15 protein-coding genes are annotated in these 16,148 nt (G+C 34.2%); 3 read left to right on the plus strand and 12 right to left on the minus strand.

Annotated elements, in window-relative coordinates; genetic code table 11:
- The first annotated feature begins 25 nt into the window (after nucleotides 1-25).
- The 3 genes from E0F98_RS03815 (at nucleotide 26) to E0F98_RS03825 (ending at nucleotide 4,407) form a co-directional block, all read left to right on the plus strand.
- Nucleotides 26-1,048 (plus strand): hypothetical protein, encoded by a 1,023-nt coding sequence (locus tag E0F98_RS03815; RefSeq protein WP_132109259.1) that lies wholly within the window; start codon nucleotides 26-28, stop codon nucleotides 1,046-1,048.
- 11 nt (nucleotides 1,049-1,059) lie between these two features.
- Nucleotides 1,060-1,914, plus strand: coding sequence for a polysaccharide deacetylase family protein (locus tag E0F98_RS03820; RefSeq protein ID WP_132109260.1), 855 nt, complete (start codon nucleotides 1,060-1,062; stop codon nucleotides 1,912-1,914).
- A 249-nt stretch (nucleotides 1,915-2,163) separates the two neighbouring features.
- On the plus strand, nucleotides 2,164-4,407 hold the full coding sequence (locus E0F98_RS03825) for an inorganic phosphate transporter (RefSeq protein WP_132109261.1): 2,244 nt from the start codon (nucleotides 2,164-2,166) through the stop codon (nucleotides 4,405-4,407).
- A 456-nt stretch (nucleotides 4,408-4,863) separates the two neighbouring features.
- Here the strand turns inward: E0F98_RS03825 and E0F98_RS03830 are convergent, their stop codons facing one another.
- The 12 genes from E0F98_RS03830 to E0F98_RS03885 all read right to left on the minus strand — a co-directional run bounded on the left by E0F98_RS03830 (nucleotide 4,864) and on the right by E0F98_RS03885 (nucleotide 16,130).
- On the minus strand, nucleotides 4,864-6,153 hold the full coding sequence (locus tag E0F98_RS03830; protein WP_165929275.1) for a murein hydrolase activator EnvC family protein: 1,290 nt from the start codon (nucleotides 6,151-6,153) through the stop codon (nucleotides 4,864-4,866).
- A gap of 23 nt (nucleotides 6,154-6,176) precedes the next feature.
- On the minus strand, nucleotides 6,177-6,947 hold the full coding sequence (locus tag E0F98_RS03835; protein ID WP_132109262.1) for a DUF4292 domain-containing protein: 771 nt from the start codon (nucleotides 6,945-6,947) through the stop codon (nucleotides 6,177-6,179).
- Between the two features lie 10 nt (nucleotides 6,948-6,957).
- Nucleotides 6,958-8,298, minus strand: a complete 1,341-nt coding sequence (locus E0F98_RS03840; RefSeq protein WP_132109263.1) for a tetratricopeptide repeat protein — start codon at nucleotides 8,296-8,298, stop codon at nucleotides 6,958-6,960.
- 98 nt (nucleotides 8,299-8,396) lie between these two features.
- Nucleotides 8,397-9,407: a sugar phosphate nucleotidyltransferase gene (locus E0F98_RS03845; protein WP_132109264.1), complete on the minus strand. Its 1,011-nt coding sequence runs from the start codon at nucleotides 9,405-9,407 to the stop codon at nucleotides 8,397-8,399.
- A 113-nt stretch (nucleotides 9,408-9,520) separates the two neighbouring features.
- Entirely contained in the window at nucleotides 9,521-9,955 is a 435-nt protein-coding gene (gene dut, locus E0F98_RS03850) for a dUTP diphosphatase (RefSeq protein WP_132109265.1), read from the minus strand.
- A gap of 53 nt (nucleotides 9,956-10,008) precedes the next feature.
- Complete coding sequence (locus tag E0F98_RS03855; protein ID WP_132109266.1) at nucleotides 10,009-11,466, minus strand: lipopolysaccharide biosynthesis protein; 1,458 nt, start codon at nucleotides 11,464-11,466, stop codon at nucleotides 10,009-10,011.
- A 38-nt stretch (nucleotides 11,467-11,504) separates the two neighbouring features.
- Entirely contained in the window at nucleotides 11,505-12,002 is a 498-nt protein-coding gene (locus tag E0F98_RS03860) for a hypothetical protein (RefSeq protein ID WP_132109267.1), read from the minus strand.
- 11 nt (nucleotides 12,003-12,013) lie between these two features.
- Nucleotides 12,014-12,457 carry a GNAT family N-acetyltransferase gene (locus tag E0F98_RS03865; protein ID WP_132109268.1) on the minus strand — a complete coding sequence of 148 codons (444 nt, stop codon included), beginning with the start codon at nucleotides 12,455-12,457 and terminating at the stop codon, nucleotides 12,014-12,016.
- Between the two features lie 85 nt (nucleotides 12,458-12,542).
- A complete protein-coding gene (gene atpG / locus E0F98_RS03870; RefSeq protein WP_132109269.1) occupies nucleotides 12,543-13,403 on the minus strand; it encodes an ATP synthase F1 subunit gamma in 861 nt (286 codons plus the stop codon).
- A gap of 81 nt (nucleotides 13,404-13,484) precedes the next feature.
- On the minus strand, nucleotides 13,485-15,062 hold the full coding sequence (atpA, locus tag E0F98_RS03875; protein WP_132109270.1) for a F0F1 ATP synthase subunit alpha: 1,578 nt from the start codon (nucleotides 15,060-15,062) through the stop codon (nucleotides 13,485-13,487).
- A 38-nt stretch (nucleotides 15,063-15,100) separates the two neighbouring features.
- Nucleotides 15,101-15,634: an ATP synthase F1 subunit delta gene (gene atpH / locus E0F98_RS03880; protein WP_132109271.1), complete on the minus strand. Its 534-nt coding sequence runs from the start codon at nucleotides 15,632-15,634 to the stop codon at nucleotides 15,101-15,103.
- Nucleotides 15,635-15,638: 4 nt separating this feature from the next.
- Complete coding sequence (locus E0F98_RS03885; RefSeq protein WP_132109272.1) at nucleotides 15,639-16,130, minus strand: F0F1 ATP synthase subunit B; 492 nt, start codon at nucleotides 16,128-16,130, stop codon at nucleotides 15,639-15,641.
- Nucleotides 16,131-16,148 lie beyond the last annotated feature (18 nt).

The raw sequence follows: 16,148 nt of genomic DNA on the forward strand, positions 1-16,148 counted from the left end.
TTTGAATCTCTTAGAAATATTTTTTATGAAAAAGCACATTGTAGTAGTCCTTTCACTTTCCGTTTTAACTCTTCTTAGTAGTTGCAACCAAGGCAAAGCCGCGGATGAAAAAGTAGAAATTGAAAAAGTAAAAACGGCGTCTGTTGACACAGTTAAGAAAAAAGCAGTTTCGACCATCGATACTGTGGACTACAATAAAAGAATGATCGCTTTAAGCAACGACACTACGGGAAGATGGCCGGTAAAAACGCCTTATCCTTTACCTGGCGCGATATTGCCGTACAATAGAATCATCGCTTTTTATGGAAACTTATATTCTACAAGAATGGGCGTTTTAGGAGAATATCCTAGAGCGGTAATGATCGAAAAATTAAAAGGCGAAGTGGCTAAATGGAATGCTGCAGATCCTACCGTGAAGGCAATCCCTGCTTTCCATTATATTGCAGTAACGGCTCAAGGTGCACCAGGAAAAGATAACATGCACCGCATGCGTATGCCGTTTAAACAGATCGATACGGTAATTAAATGGGCAAAACCTATTGATGCTTTAGTGTTTTTAGATATTCAAGTAGGACATAGTACTGTAAAAAAAGAAGTGAGCGAATTAGTTGAGTATTTAAAATTGCCTAACGTTCATTTAGGTATCGACCCTGAGTTTTCGATGAAAAACGGAGAAATTCCAGGAAAAAAAATTGGAACTTTTGACGCAGCTGACCTGAATGATGCTATCGATATTATGGCTAAAGTAGTTCGCGAAAACAACTTGCCTCCTAAAGTTTTTGTGATACACCGTTTTACTCAAGGAATGGTAACCAATTATAAAAATATTAAAACTCTTCCTGAGGTACAAGTAGTGATGCATATGGACGGTTTTGGTAGCAAAGTTTTAAAAAAATCGACTTACTTGACCTACATAAAGAGAGAACCAGTTCAATTTACCGGTTTTAAATTATTTTACAAAAATGACAATTGGAACGATTGGAAAATATATGAACCAGAAGAATTACTGAAATTAACTCCAAGACCCAGCTATATCCAATTTCAATAATATCTAGTACAATGAAAAAATATTTCGCCGGCCTATTTTTAGGACTTATTATTTTACAAGGTTGCCAATCTAAGGCGGAGGAAACTTCTAAGGATGAAAACCCTGAGAAAGTAACCTTAGTAAATAAAGTCGAAAATAAAACAGAGCCACAAAAAGTGACTAACGATGCGGCCGCCATTCTTGCAAAAAAAGAGGTGCCTATACTTTGCTATCATCAAATTAAGGATTTTAATGCAAGTGCTGGTGCAATGACAAAAGTTTACACCGTAAAACCAGTTGATTTTGTAGCGCAAATGAAAGCATTGTCGGAGGCAGGTTATAATAGTATTTTGCCAGAGCAGCTGTATGAGTATTTAGTTCACAACGCTCCACTACCTGCTAAACCCATCATGATTACTTTTGACGATACCCGTGCCGAACAATACAGCATTGGCGCAGCCGAAATGAAAAAATACGGTTTTAAAGGCGTGTTTTTTGTAATGACCGTTTCTATTAATCGTCCTGGATATATGAGCAAAGAGGAGATAAAAAGCCTTGCTGATGAGGGACATGTTGTTGCGGCACATACTTGGGACCACCACATGGTCACTAAATATTCTGGTGAAGACTGGAATACCCAATTGGTTAAACCAAAAGCAAAACTAGAAGAAATAATCGGGAAACCTTTAACTGACTTTGCTTATCCTTTTGGTTTGTGGAATACTGCAGCAATTCCTGAATTGAAAAAGAGTGGCTATAAAATGGCTTATATTTTATCTACTAAGAGAGATTCTATTGATCCACTTTATACTATAAGACGAATGATTGTTTCCGGAACCTGGACTACAGAAAGGATGATGAAATCGACAGAATCTACTTTTGAATAAAAAGAAAATTAAGACTATAAAAAAAGATTATACAAGGCAGTACGCGATTCGGAAGAATGGTTTACTGCCTTCATTTTATAACACAAATCTATTTTCTGAAATTTCAATTACATCCAAAAAGAACTCTTAAATTAAATTATGTGCTTCTATTTTAAAAAAAAGTGCATTTTATGGCTTTTGATAACATTAAGTTAACATACAAATAAAAATGTTAATAGACTTTTGTAGAAAATATAACCTTAATTTAAAATGGATCAGATTTACGTAATAATGTTATTGGTTTTAGGAGTTCTAGCCGTCATCGATTTAATGGTTGGAGTTAGTAATGATGCCGTGAATTTTTTAAATTCCGCCATAGGTTCTAAAGCCGTTTCATTCAAAACCACAATGATTGTAGCGAGTCTTGGGGTATTAATTGGAGCCTTATTTTCCAGTGGAATGATGGAAATTGCAAGAAGTGGTATTTTTGTACCGAGCATGTTTAGTTTTAATGACGTCATGATTATCTTCTTAGCGGTTATGATTTCTGATATTTTGTTATTGGATGTTTTTAACTCATTAGGTTTACCAACTTCTACTACAGTTTCTATTATTTTCGAATTATTGGGAGCAGCAGTCTGTTTAGCACTTTATAAAATATACACTTCAGATGAGACACTAGGCCATTTAGGGATGTATATCAATACAAAGAAAGCCTCAGCTATCGTTTACAGCATCTTGCTTTCTGTGATTTTATCTTTTGCTTTAGGTAGTTTTATCCAGTATATTTCTAGACTTATTTTTACTTTTCATTACGAAAAAAAGCTGAAATATTTTGGGGCTATATTTGGAGGAGTTGCTATTTCAGCGATTACTTTCTTTATTTTAATCAAAGGATTGAAAGGTGTCTCCTTTATTTCAGCAGCACAATTTGAGTGGATTGACAAAAATCAATTCGTAATTCTCGGAGTTAATTTTGTGTTTTTTACACTATTATCTCAATTACTAATTAGCTATTTTAAAGTTAATATTCTAAGAGTCATCATTCTTATTGGAACCTTTGCATTAGCACTAGCTTTTGCGGGGAATGATTTAGTTAACTTCATTGGAGTACCGATTGCGGCATATAATTCGTACCAAATTTTCCAAGGCAGCGGTATTTCTGGCGATGAATTTATGATGGGCGCTTTAGCAAATGATGACATTGTAGCTCCATTTTATTTTTTATTGTTTGCTGGAGTTGTAATGGTAATAACATTATGGACATCAAAAAAGGCAAAAAGTGTTATTGAAACAGGCGTGAATTTATCAAGACAAGGTGAAGGGGACGAGAAATTTACACCTAACACTGCTTCGAGATTTATTGTTAGGTTTGGAGTTTCTCTTGGCCAAGTGATTAATGTTTTTTTACCAAAAAAATTGCAAATTAAAATCGATAGCCGATTTATAAACGTAGAGAAATCCAAGAAAAAATCAGCGGACGAACCTGCTTTTGATATGGTACGAGCTTCTGTAAACTTAATGGTTGCTAGTATTTTAATTTCAATTGGAACATCTTTAAAATTACCACTATCTACTACTTATGTTACGTTTATGGTTGCCATGGGAACGTCATTTGCTGACAGAGCATGGGACAGAGAAAGTGCTGTTTATAGAATAGCTGGTGTTTTTAAAGTTATTGGCGGTTGGTTTTTTACGGCAATAATTGCATTCTTCTTAGCTGTTATCATGGCTTATATTTTAAAAGTAGGCGAAGTTTTTGCGTTTTTTGGCTTGATAATTATGTTAGGAATTATGCTATATAAAAGCTCTAGAAAACATAAAGAGAAGGTAAAAAACGAAGAAGAAGTTAAAAGCTTACGTAGAGAAGATATTGGAACAGTGAAAGATATGATTACTGAAAGTTCAGCGCAAATATCTAAGGTTTTCCGTAAAACTAGCGCATTATATTCTAATTTAGTTGATAACTTAGGTTTAGAAGATTTAGCGAAGTTAAAAGAGAATAAAAAAGACCAGAAGAAGTTAGAAAAGGAAATCGATGAACTAAAAAACAATGTCTTTTACTTGATTAAAAATCTCGATGACAATTCAGTTGAAGCCAGTAAATTCTATATTTTAATCTTGGGTTATTTACAAGATATGGTTCAATCTATAGACTTTATAACCTCAAATAGTTATTCGCACGTTAATAACAATCATAAAAAATTAAAATTCAATCAAATTAAAGGATTGAAAATAATTGATAAGCAATTGCAACAATTGCTACATTCGCTGGAAGAGAGTTTTAAAAATGAAGATTTTAATACAATTGACCACATTTTAAATGACAAGCAAGTACTATTAGATACGGTTTCTGAATTGATTACTAAACAAATCAAAACAATCAGAACCACTGAAACAAGTCCGAAAAATAGTAAATTGTATTTTGCTTTATTGCTAGAAGTAAATGATTTAGTGAAGTCTATTACTAATTTGTTAGAGTTATTTAAAGAGTTTAATAAGTTGAATAAATAGCAATCATAGTATAAGAATAGCATTTATGCTGCTGGTGTTACTTATAAATCGTCCCAGCTCTATTGCTCTCAAGCATTGAGTAGCTTCTTGCGTGACAATGAAACTAGCGTATATTATTTATAAGTTAGAGCCATAAAAAAAGGCAGTATCGAACTCCTAGGAATTCGATACCGCCTTTTTAATTGAAGCGTAATTCTACACCAAACAAATTTTTAATAGAGTTATAAAGCCCCAATTTAATATGATAATAGCGCAATGCAATTAGACTGTATTGATTGCTATCGGTATCGCTCTTGAATCCTCCTAATTCTATTGCTATAGAGCTTTGAGTGTAGCTTTCAGCATGACAAAGAAATTACCTTGTATTATTTATAAGTTAGAGTCAAAAAAAAGCACTCTCGAATTCCTAAGAATTTGATAGTGCTTTTTTTTGACTCTACTAATATACAGCCGCTATTATTTATTCGACAACCATCCTTGAGGATTTGTATAAGTTGTGTTTTGTAACAGCAGGAACTTGATAACTGTTTTACCAGTATCTCCATTAGTTCGCACTCTACCTAGATTTTGTTTGATACTTACTTTATCTCCTTTACTAACTGACACAGTGCTTAAGTTTTGATAGATGGTAAAATAATCTCCATGTTGTATCATTACCGCTTTATTTACCGGAGACAACACCATAATACTGGATACTTCTCCGCCAAAAACGGCTCTTGCATTAGCGCCTTCATTTGTGGTTATCTCTACTCCACTATTATTAATTACCAAAGTATGATAAATAGGATGCGCTTGAGATCCATAACCTAATGAAATAAATCCTTTTTCGACAGGCCACGGAAGGCTTCCTCTGTTTGCTTTAAAGCTATCGGCAATTAATTTGTCTTCTGGTGTCAGCTCTATTCTAGAAGAAGAAACAGGCTTTTTAGCCACCGCAGCAGCGACCTCTTTAGGACTAGCATTCGACTTTTCGGCTAATGCTCTCGCTTTTGCTTTCTCTAATGCGGCTTTTCTATTTGCTTCGGCAATTGCCTCCCGAATCAAACGGTCAATTTGTTTATCGATTGTTTTAGACTCTCTTTGTTTTTTTCGAATGTCAGATACAATTCTGTTTTTATCTTTCTTAATCGAATTTACCAGTTTTTCCTGCTCTACTTTCTCCTTCACAAGACCTTCTCTTTCCTTTTTGTTTTCTACTAAAAGTTTTTGTTTGGCTACTTTTTGAACTTTTAATTTATCATTATAAGTAACCAGTTCAGTAGATTTTGACTTAATCTCCTCGCCTTGGTTTTTTCTAAAACTGGTATATTGTTTTAAATATTGTGCTCTTTTATAAGCTTGTAAAAAGTTCTCAGCCGAAAGTATAAACATCGCTCTACTTTGTTCTGAACGGCTTTTGTATGATTTTACAATCATTTGGGCATAATCTCCTTTAAGAACCTCAAGCTCTTTATTAAGCTTGTTGATTTTCATTTGATTAATATACATATCATTGGCCAAAAGCTTGGTTTGCTTTTCAGTAGTATTAATCAACGTTTCCTTTAGTCTGATCTTGTTTTTTTGGATCACATACACGTTCATCGCTGATTTTTCCTTTGATTGAACGTTTTTCAACATTTTCTCATTCTCTCTAATCTCCTTTTGGATTTCGGCTTTTCGTTGTTCTAACTTTTCTTGTTGAGAAGACTGACTCCACATCACAGAAGTCATGCATATAAACAGTAGGCTAAGGAGAAATTTTGGCATCTTAAAAATATATTTGTGCAAATTTACTTAATTATAATTCTATTGTAACCATTTGGAACACTATAAGGGAAAGAAAGTTCCTCATTGAAGGTTATATTATTGTACTCTAAATTAATTTCTGATTTCCCATTGGGTTGAAACGTCTTAATTTCAACATTAGTTGGCAATTTTGACACCTTAAAATCCTTGATATTTGCATAAGCCACCTGAATCATTCTACCTTCGGCTGTTTGTGTGATTTCTTGTCTTTGAACAGTAAAATCGGCTGCGCTAATATAGAATGTTTTTTTTGTATTATCGTTTGCCAAATCATCCAATCGATACAGCTGTTCCACTAATGATTCCTTGTATTTTCCTTTTGTCAAATCATCCAAAGCTTCCCCTATCAACATGTTTTGAATCTTATTAAAATCCAAATCAGTACCGAGCCATTGACTCAAAGCGCTAAAATCACCTTCAAAATAAGTACCTTTTATTTTTTCGTAATAACTAACTGATGTTGGTGTAATACTCGCTTTAGCCATTGTTATTCCGAGAAAACGAACACTCACTAAAATTTGTTCGTCTTTCTTAATTTTGATTTCAGCAGTAACATTTTGGGTCTGTTTATCATCAGAATATCTGGCATTAGCCTTTATATATAATGTCGAAAAATCGCTTTTATTGTCATAGTGCTTTGCTATTATTTTATTTGCTTTTAAATAAGTCGCTGGTGTCGTAGCTTCTGTCACAACCGATTTTGATTTGCACGAGAATAGTAGAACAACCGCTAATAATGCTAAGAATTTATTCATTTTAATTTTATTATTTTAATAATTGATTGGCTTTGGAAAAATAGAAATCTTTTTTCTTTTGATCTCCCAAACCATTGTATGCTTCGCCAAGTTGTATGTTGAAGTTTATTTCTAATGCCTTATCCTCAACCAAATAATCCATTCCCATTTCTAACATTTCCTTTGCTTTTTTAAACTGAGAAAGTTGGTTGTATGCTAATCCAGCATAATAATAAAACTGTGACTGAGCAGGAAATAAATCTACCATATCGATGGCTTTTTTTGCTGCCTTTGTGAAGTCTTTTGATTCTGTATATGCTTGAAGCAAAAGTAAATTCGTTTCTATATCTACATCCGCGTTTCTAGCATTTGCTTTTTCATAATACCCAATGGCTTTGTCCCATTGTTTTTTATTTTGATAAAACTTGCCTATTTCCTTGGCTACATTCACATCTGGATCAGTGTCAAAATAACCAACAGCCTTTTCTAAATCAGGCGCAAACTGCGGATTTGCATTTACATAAATCAAGAACTCATTCAGAATTCGGTGTTTAATTTTAGAATCTATTTTGGCACTAGCCAAAGCAATATTCATGGCGTTAATAGCCTTTTCTGCTTCATTTTTCTCTAAATGGTATTTGAACAAGCTGACTTGAGCCCACTCGGATGCGGGAATGGCTATTTCCAATTTTCGTGCCGTTTCCAACACTTTATCGGTTTCATTGTTTTTAGAATACAGATAAATCAGTGAAATATAGTTGGATTCCTCATTCGGGTATTTTTTAATTTGCTCAATTAAATTGGTAATTTCTGCGTTCTGATATTTCCCTTGGGACAAAATCTGAATTTTGTAGGCTTCCCTTCTATCCGACTTTCCAGAAGTTTCATTGAGTTCATTAATGAGATCTAATGCTTTGTCAAATTGACTCGTACTCATGTAAAGCGAGGTCAAGTCTTCCTTGAATTTAGCATCGAATGGGATGAGTTTGTTGATCGTTTTTATGGCGTTGACGTAGTCCTTGGTCGCATAATCGACATCATACATTCCTACCCAAAACCATTTGTTTGTAGGGTCAATTTGTGTGGCGCGTTCAAAGGCACTGTAAGCCTTTTGATACTCTTTTAAAGCCAAGTAATTTTTTCCTAATTCGAAATGAATAGTAGCATTCTGAGGTTCGATTTTCAAACATTGCTCCAAAGCTATAATCGCTTTATCGTAGTTTTCGATTCCCTTTTGCTTTAAGGATTCATAAAAATAATCCCGAAACTTATCTGTATTTAACTTTATGTCTTGCGGCTCTGTTTGTGCCAATAGCAATGCTGAATTGCTTAGCAAAACAAGAAATAAAATACATAAAGCCGATTTTTTCATTGACTCCTTTTTTTTAAATCGCAACAGCTCTGTTTAAGCTGTTGCGAAATAGTTGCTTGCATGTTCCCGTTGAAAAACTTGACAACGGGGAAAATACCTTATTCTAACACCGAATAATCGCCAATGCTAATGCTAGTAAATTCACCATTAAAACTGGCGTGATTCCCTATCATAGCATTGTCTAAATTAGCATTGCTAATGTGTGCATGTGTTTGTATCAAACTATTTTTAATAACACTCCCGGTAACATGAGAACCTTTTCCTAAAGAAACATTAGGCCCAACCGTTGAGTTAATTAAATATACATCTTCCCCAATATAGCATGGTGGAATAATTGTCGAGTTGTCTAACCTTACATTTACCGCCACTAAATTTTTATCTTCTTTCTCTAAAAAACCTAACATTCTAGAATTCGTCTCCACGGTTACATTTTTATTACCGCAATCCATCCACTCGTCGACTTTACCAGGAACAAACTTCATTCCTTTTGCCATCATTTGTTTGATTCCATCATTAATTTGGTATTCACCACCATGGATAATGTTGTTGTCTAACACTAACTGTAACTCTTGTTTTAATATTGCGATATCTTTAAAATAATAAATACCTATTACTGCAAGATCTGAGACAAATTCTTTTGGTTTCTCAACTAATTCTACTATTTCGTTAGCTTCATTTAAATTGATTACACCAAAAGCTTCCGGATGATCTACTTGTTTTACCCAAATAACACTATCAGCATCTTTATCTAAATCGAAATCAGCACGAATTAAAGTATCTGCATATGCGATAACTGCTGGTCCGCTTAAAGAATCTTTAGCGCACATGATAGCATGACCGGTTCCTAGAGCTTCGTTTTGGTAATAAATTGTTCCCTTAGCACCTAATTTTTCTGCTATTTCGATTAATTCTTCTTCTACTTTTTTGCCAAAACTTTCATGAATGATAAAAGCTACTTCTTCAATTTCTTGATTTAGCACAGCTGCAATATCTTCTACTAGACGGTGAACAATTGGTTTTCCTGCAATGGGAATTAACGGTTTAGGAATTGTTAAGGTATGAGGGCGAAGGCGGGATCCACGTCCAGCCATTGGTACTATTATTTTCATGTTTTTGTCATTGCGAGGAACGAAGCAATCTCATCCCCTTATTGTTAATTTTTATTTATTTTAATCTCAATATCGAAATACTGAGACTGACCACTGATAACTGAGACTGAATACTACTTCACTCCAGTACTCCCAAAACCACCTTCACCTCTTGAAGTTTCAGATAATTCCTGAACTTCAAACCAGTCCGCGCGTTCGTGTTTAGCGATAATCAGTTGGGCAATCCGTTCACCGTTTTGGATCATAAAAGCTTCATTCGATAAATTTACTAAAATCACACCAATTTCACCACGGTAATCAGCATCTATTGTTCCGGGGCTGTTTAATACTGTTATTCCGTTCTTGAATGCTAGTCCGCTTCTTGGACGCACCTGTGCTTCAAATCCTATTGGTAATTCGATAAAAAGACCGGTTTTAACGATTGTTCTCCCTAATGGCGGCAAAGTTATTGACTCCGTAAGATTTGCCCTTAAATCCATTCCCGCCGAAGCTAGGGTCTCATAGTTAGGCAAAGCATGTTGCGATTTATTGATAATGTGTATTCTCATATTTTATATTTTTAATTTTAGGACAGCTGACCAGCCGATCCTACAAATTGATTTTATTTCTTTAAAATTTTCATCAACATTTCTTTTTCATTGTGATAGATGAAATAAAGAAATGCGATTAATAAACTGATTCCAACATAGTAATTTTCTCTGAATCCATAAAAGGATACGGCTGAGAAAAATATCGATAGCGAGAGATATCCGCCTATTTTCTTTAAATCGTATGGAATGGGATAGTATTTATTCCCTAAATAATAGGAAATAAACATCATACTTCCGTAAGCAGCAATTGTAGCTATGGCCGAACCGTAATAACTCATTGTGGGAATCAACAAAAAGTTAAGCACTAAAGTGATTATTGCACCCACGATGGAAATATAAGCGCCAATGTAGGTCTTGTCTATTAATTTGTACCAAACCGAAAGGTTTGTATAAATCCCCAAAAAGAAATTAGCCAGAATAATCAAAGGCACAACTTTCATTGCAACCCAATAAGAGCTGTCTCGAATCATTAGTAGTTTAAAAAGATCAGCAAAAACGATAACCGCAAGTAATATAAAAGAGCCAAAGATGACAAAATATTTAGTCACCATGGCATAAGTCTGCGGTGCGTTTTTATCTGCGGCGTGACTAAAAAAGAAAGGTTCGATTCCTAGGGTATAAGCTGTTCTATACAAAACCATAAACAACCCCAGTTTGTAACAAGCCGAATATACTCCTACCTCGTCTTCTGCAATATTTGCAGGCAATAATTTTGATAATAGAATTTTGTCAAATTGCTCGTTGATGGCAAAGGCAATTCCTGCAACCATAATGGGCATTCCATAACGCATCATACGCTTCCACAAATTGGTATCTATCTTCCAATTTAAATATACGTAATCTGGAAATAGCGCTACAAAAGTCAATAAGCTTGCGATTATATTAGCCAAGAATATATAGCCAATTTGGAAATTGTCGACATAAATAGAACTTAAAAATCCATACGGATTTGCCTCTATTAGCATGGGGATGTATAACAAAAATAGAAGGCTGAGAATTAAGTTAACCAAGACATTCCCAATTTTTATCGCTGCATAGACCATCGGTTTCTGATAAGCTCTTAATTTTGAAAAGGGGATAATAACCAAAGCATCCAAAGCCAGTATCCAAATTGTATAAGATATGTACTGGGAATCAATTCCAGACCATGCTGCTAACGAATCTCTAAACAGCAACGCAATAAACAAAAAAGATATTGTGGTCCAAAAAATCGAAACCATAGAAGTTTCAAGCACCGCCTTTTTATCAGATTCCTTGTTAAAAAACCTAAAGAAAGCCGTTTCCATTCCATAAGCCAGAAACACGTTGATAAATATCATATACGCGAATATAACTGACACTTTTCCGTACTCTGCCTTTGGAAGCAAATCAGTATAAAGCGGAACCAACAAAAAACTAAACATTCTCGGTAAAACTGTTGCGAGTCCGTATATGGCTGTTTGTTTAAAAAGTCTTTTATATAATCCCAAAATGGTGCGTCTTATTAATATTTAGAAAACAAAAATAACTAATTCTTTGGTTTAATCCCTGATGGATTAGGAATCATTGGCCTTTCTTTAACTCCATTGATTTTGTAGAAAAAAGTTTTCTCCTTATTTCTATATTCTAATACTGCTTCGGCGGGTTCCAATTCAAATTTTGGCTTCACAACAACAGGCGCTTTATTGCCATACTCCTTTGTAGAATCGCTGTCTAAAATTAAATCTTGGTTGGTTGTATCTTTTCGAAAATGTGCAACAAAAGTGCGATCATTTTCCTTTTCGACAATAGCAGTTTGATTTTTGAAATAAATTTTATCTAAAAAAGTTCCTTGCTCTATTGGTTTATCTAACACAATAAAAAAATCGAATGCAACTTTAGCATCTGCTTGATTATTATCTATCTTTTGGAAATAAGCCGCAGCAATTTCTTGTGGAAAATCCATTTCGTTATTCTGTTTTAGAGCACAAAAAGAAAGACTAAATGCACTCAAAATTAAAACCAACACTCTATAAATATAACTCATATTAATCTATTTTATGACAATCCGCTTTCGTCTACTATCTTTAAAAAATGAAACCCTTTAGGAACATATCCTTGGTTATAATAAAACTTATGCGCAGTGAAGTTACTAGTAAATGCATCCAAAACAATCATGGTACAACCAGTTTCCTTAGCTTTAACATCAATATAATCAGTCATCATTTTACCAATGCCTTTTAAACGATGGTCTGGGTGCACAATAAAATTGTCGATTTCTAAATACTTTCCTGACCAGAGTTTAGTACCAGACCATAATCCAGAAAGTCCTACACAAATCTCTCCTTCAAAAACGCCAACTTGAGTATAATTATGCGGAATCATTTCGGTGAGATAAGAATGGTATTTTTCTATTGTGAAGTTGGGATATAAATATTTAATAATCTTAAATTGACCAAGCATTTCATCTATTGTGATGAGTCTTCTAATTTCTAGTTGCATTTTTTGAATTCTTATTTAAGATATAAAATTAAGCAAAAAAAAGAGCCAACAAATGTTGGCTCTTAGATATTTAAAAAAAAATTTTTTATCCATTCAACGCTTCTGCTCCACCAACGATCTCTAAGATCTCATTAGTAATTGCAGCTTGACGGGCTTTATTGTAAGTCAATTTCAATTGATTTCTCAACTCTGTTGCATTGTCAGTTGCTTTATGCATAGCAGTCATACGAGCACCATGTTCTGAAGCAAATGAATCTCTTATTCCTTTGTACAATTGTGTCTTCAATGATTTTGGAATCAAAGTTAATACAATTTCTTCTTTCGAAGGCTCAAAGATATAATCACCAGGAGTAAGGTTTAAATCGCTTTTTAATGGTGCTAACGGTAAAAACTGTTCTACTTGAACAATTTGTGTTGCAGCATTTTTAAATTGGTTATAAATCAACTCAATTTTATCATATTCACCAGAAAGAAATTTCTCTGTCAAGGTATCTGCGATTGCAGCTACATTATCAAAAGTTAAATTATCAAAAACTGAACTTTGATTCTCAACTACATTATTTGTTTTAACTAAAACATCATTTCCTTTTTTACCTATTGCAAAAATATCAACTTGTTTTCCTGAGTAATACTCTGAACGAACTTTAGCTGCCTTAATTACATTTGAATTAAATGCACCACATAAACCTCTATTAGAAGTAATAGCAACAACTAATACTTTTTTGATTTCACGTTGTGTAGTAAACTCCCCACCTGTATCGCCTTCCAGTGTTGCAGATAGATTTTGTAATAATTCCGTCAATTTTTCGGCATAAGGACGCATGGCTGTGATTGCATCTTGTGCTTTCTTTAGCTTTGCTGCAGAAACCATTTTCATTGCCGATGTAATTTGCATCGTCGATGAAACGGAAGTAATTCTATTACGGATTTCCTTTAAATTTGCCATTTTTGTTGTATTAAGATTTAAGTATCAAGTATTAAGTATCGCGATAGTCTTGATACTTAATACTTCTTACTTAATACTTTATTAGTTATATTTTGCTGAGATTTCTTTTGCTACATTCTGAATTACATCTGTAATTTCATCTGTAAGCTTACCTGCTTTCAAAGCATCTAGAGTAGCTCTGTGTTTGTTGTTCAAGAATTCCAAGAAATCTTTCTCGAATTCTTTCACTTTGTTCACAGGAACATTTTTCAAAAGATTTTTTGAACCAGCATAGATAATCGCAACTTGATCTTCAACTGTATAAGGATCGTTCAAACCTTGTTTCAAGATTTCAACATTTCTTCTTCCTTTTTCAATTACATTCAAAGTAACTGCATCTAAGTCAGAACCAAACTTAGCAAACGCTTCCAATTCACGGAATTGTGCTTGATCTAGTTTCAAAGTACCTGCTACTTTTTTCATTGATTTAATTTGTGCATTTCCTCCAACACGAGATACCGAGATACCTACGTTAATTGCAGGACGTACTCCAGAGTTAAACAAATCTCCATCAAGGAAAATTTGACCATCTGTAATCGAAATTACGTTTGTTGGGATATATGCAGAAACGTCACCAGCTTGTGTTTCAATAATTGGTAAAGCTGTTAATGAACCACCACCTTTAACAATTCCTTTGATAGAATCTGGTAAATCATTCATGTTTTTAGCAATTCCGTCATCAGCGATAACTTTACAAGCACGTTCTAATAATCTACTGTGAAGGTAGAAAACGTCTCCAGGATATGCCTCACGTCCCGGTGGTCTTCTTAATAAAAGAGAAACCTCACGGTAAGCAACAGCTTGTTTAGATAAATCATCATAAACAATTAAAGCTGGACGACCTGAATCTCTAAAATACTCCCCAATTGCAGCACCTGCCATAGGAGCATATACTTGCATTGGAGCTGGATCAGAAGCATTTGCAGCAACAATAACTGTATAAGCCATTGCACCTTTTTCTTCTAACATTTTAGCGATTCCTGCTACAGTTGAAGCTTTTTGCCCAATTGCAACGTATATACAAAATACAGGTTTTCCTGCATCGTAAAATTCTTTTTGATTTAAAATAGTGTCAATACAAACAGTTGATTTACCTGTTTGACGGTCACCAATAACCAATTCACGTTGTCCACGTCCAACAGGTATCATAGCATCTACTGCTTTTATTCCCGTTTGTAATGGTTCAGTAACTGGTTGACGGAAGATAACTCCAGGAGCTTTTCTTTCCAAAGGCATTTCGTATAAGTCACCACCGATTGGTCCTTTTCCATCAATAGGAAAACCAAGTGTGTTTACTACACGTCCTACCATTTGCTCTCCCACTTTAAGAGAAGCGATACGTTGTGTTCTTTTTGCAGTAGAACCTTCTTTGATTCCTGTTGATGGCCCTAAAAGTACCACACCAACATTGTCTTCTTCAAGATTCAATACAATAGCTTCTAAACCATTGTCAAATTCTACTAACTCACCGTATTGAACATTCGAAAGCCCGTAAATACGAGCAATACCATCTCCAACTTGAAGTACTGTTCCTACTTCTTCTAGCGTAGCGCCAGATTCAAAACCTTCTACTTGCTTTCTTAATATTGCTGAAATTTCAGCAGGTTTGATTTCCGCCATCTTAATTTATAATTTAGACACTTAAATGTGCAATAAAACTAGTTACTTAATTCTTTTTTTAATACTTGCAAACTGTTAGCTAAAGAAGCATTATACTGCTTGTCGCCAATTCTTAAAATAAATCCTCCAATAATCGAAGGGTCTATTATGTTTACTATTGTAATCTTTTTATCTGAAAATTCTTTTATTTTAGCAGAAACTTTTGCTTCTAATGCAGAATCCATAGGAGTTGCAGTAGTTACTTTCACTAACTGTAAACAATTACTTTCATCTGAAAGAGCAATATATTGAGAAACAATTTCCTCTAAAATTTCAAATCTTTTGTTTTCGAATAACAAACGGAAAAGACTTTTGATCAATCCTGTTGTGTTTGCAAAAACTTCTGTCAAAGCACTTTCTTTAACACTCACAGAGATTGTAGGATTTTGAATAAAATTATTCAGTTCCTCATTTCCCTTGATTGTTGAAGAGATTAAAGCCATGTCTTTATAAACCTCTTGCTCATTTCCTGCAGAAATAGCTAAGTCTAAGAATGCTTTTGCATAACGAATTGCTGCTCTAGTTCCTGACATAATTTTAGTTTAATTTTACGGCACCTAACATTTTCTCAACTAATTTAGTTTGAGCTTCTTTATTAGATAATTCCTCTTTCAATAATTTCTCTGCGATACTCAATGACAACGTAGAAACATGAGATTTCAATTCAGCCATAGCTGCATTTTTCTCAGATTCAATAGCTGTTTTTGCTTGAGCAATCATTCTAGCGCCTTCTGCTTGTGCATCAGCTTTAGAATCAGCAATCATTTTTTCTCTCATATCACGCGCTTCTTTTAATAAAGAATCACGTTCCATTCTAGCTTCTTGTAAAATGCGTTCGTTGTCAGCAGTTAAATTCTGGATTTCTCTACGCGCAGATTCTGCAGATGCTAAAGCATTGTTAATCGATTCTTCACGACCTTTTACTGCTCCCAAAATTGGTTTCCAAGCAAATTTTCTCATAAGTAGAAAGAAAACAAAGAAAATGATCGATGTCCAAAAAATTAAACTCTCCGGTGCTGTAAAATTCATATGTATATATTTAAAATA

The sequence above is a fragment of the Flavobacterium hiemivividum genome, assembly GCF_004349145.1.
Taxonomy (GTDB): domain Bacteria; phylum Bacteroidota; class Bacteroidia; order Flavobacteriales; family Flavobacteriaceae; genus Flavobacterium; species Flavobacterium hiemivividum.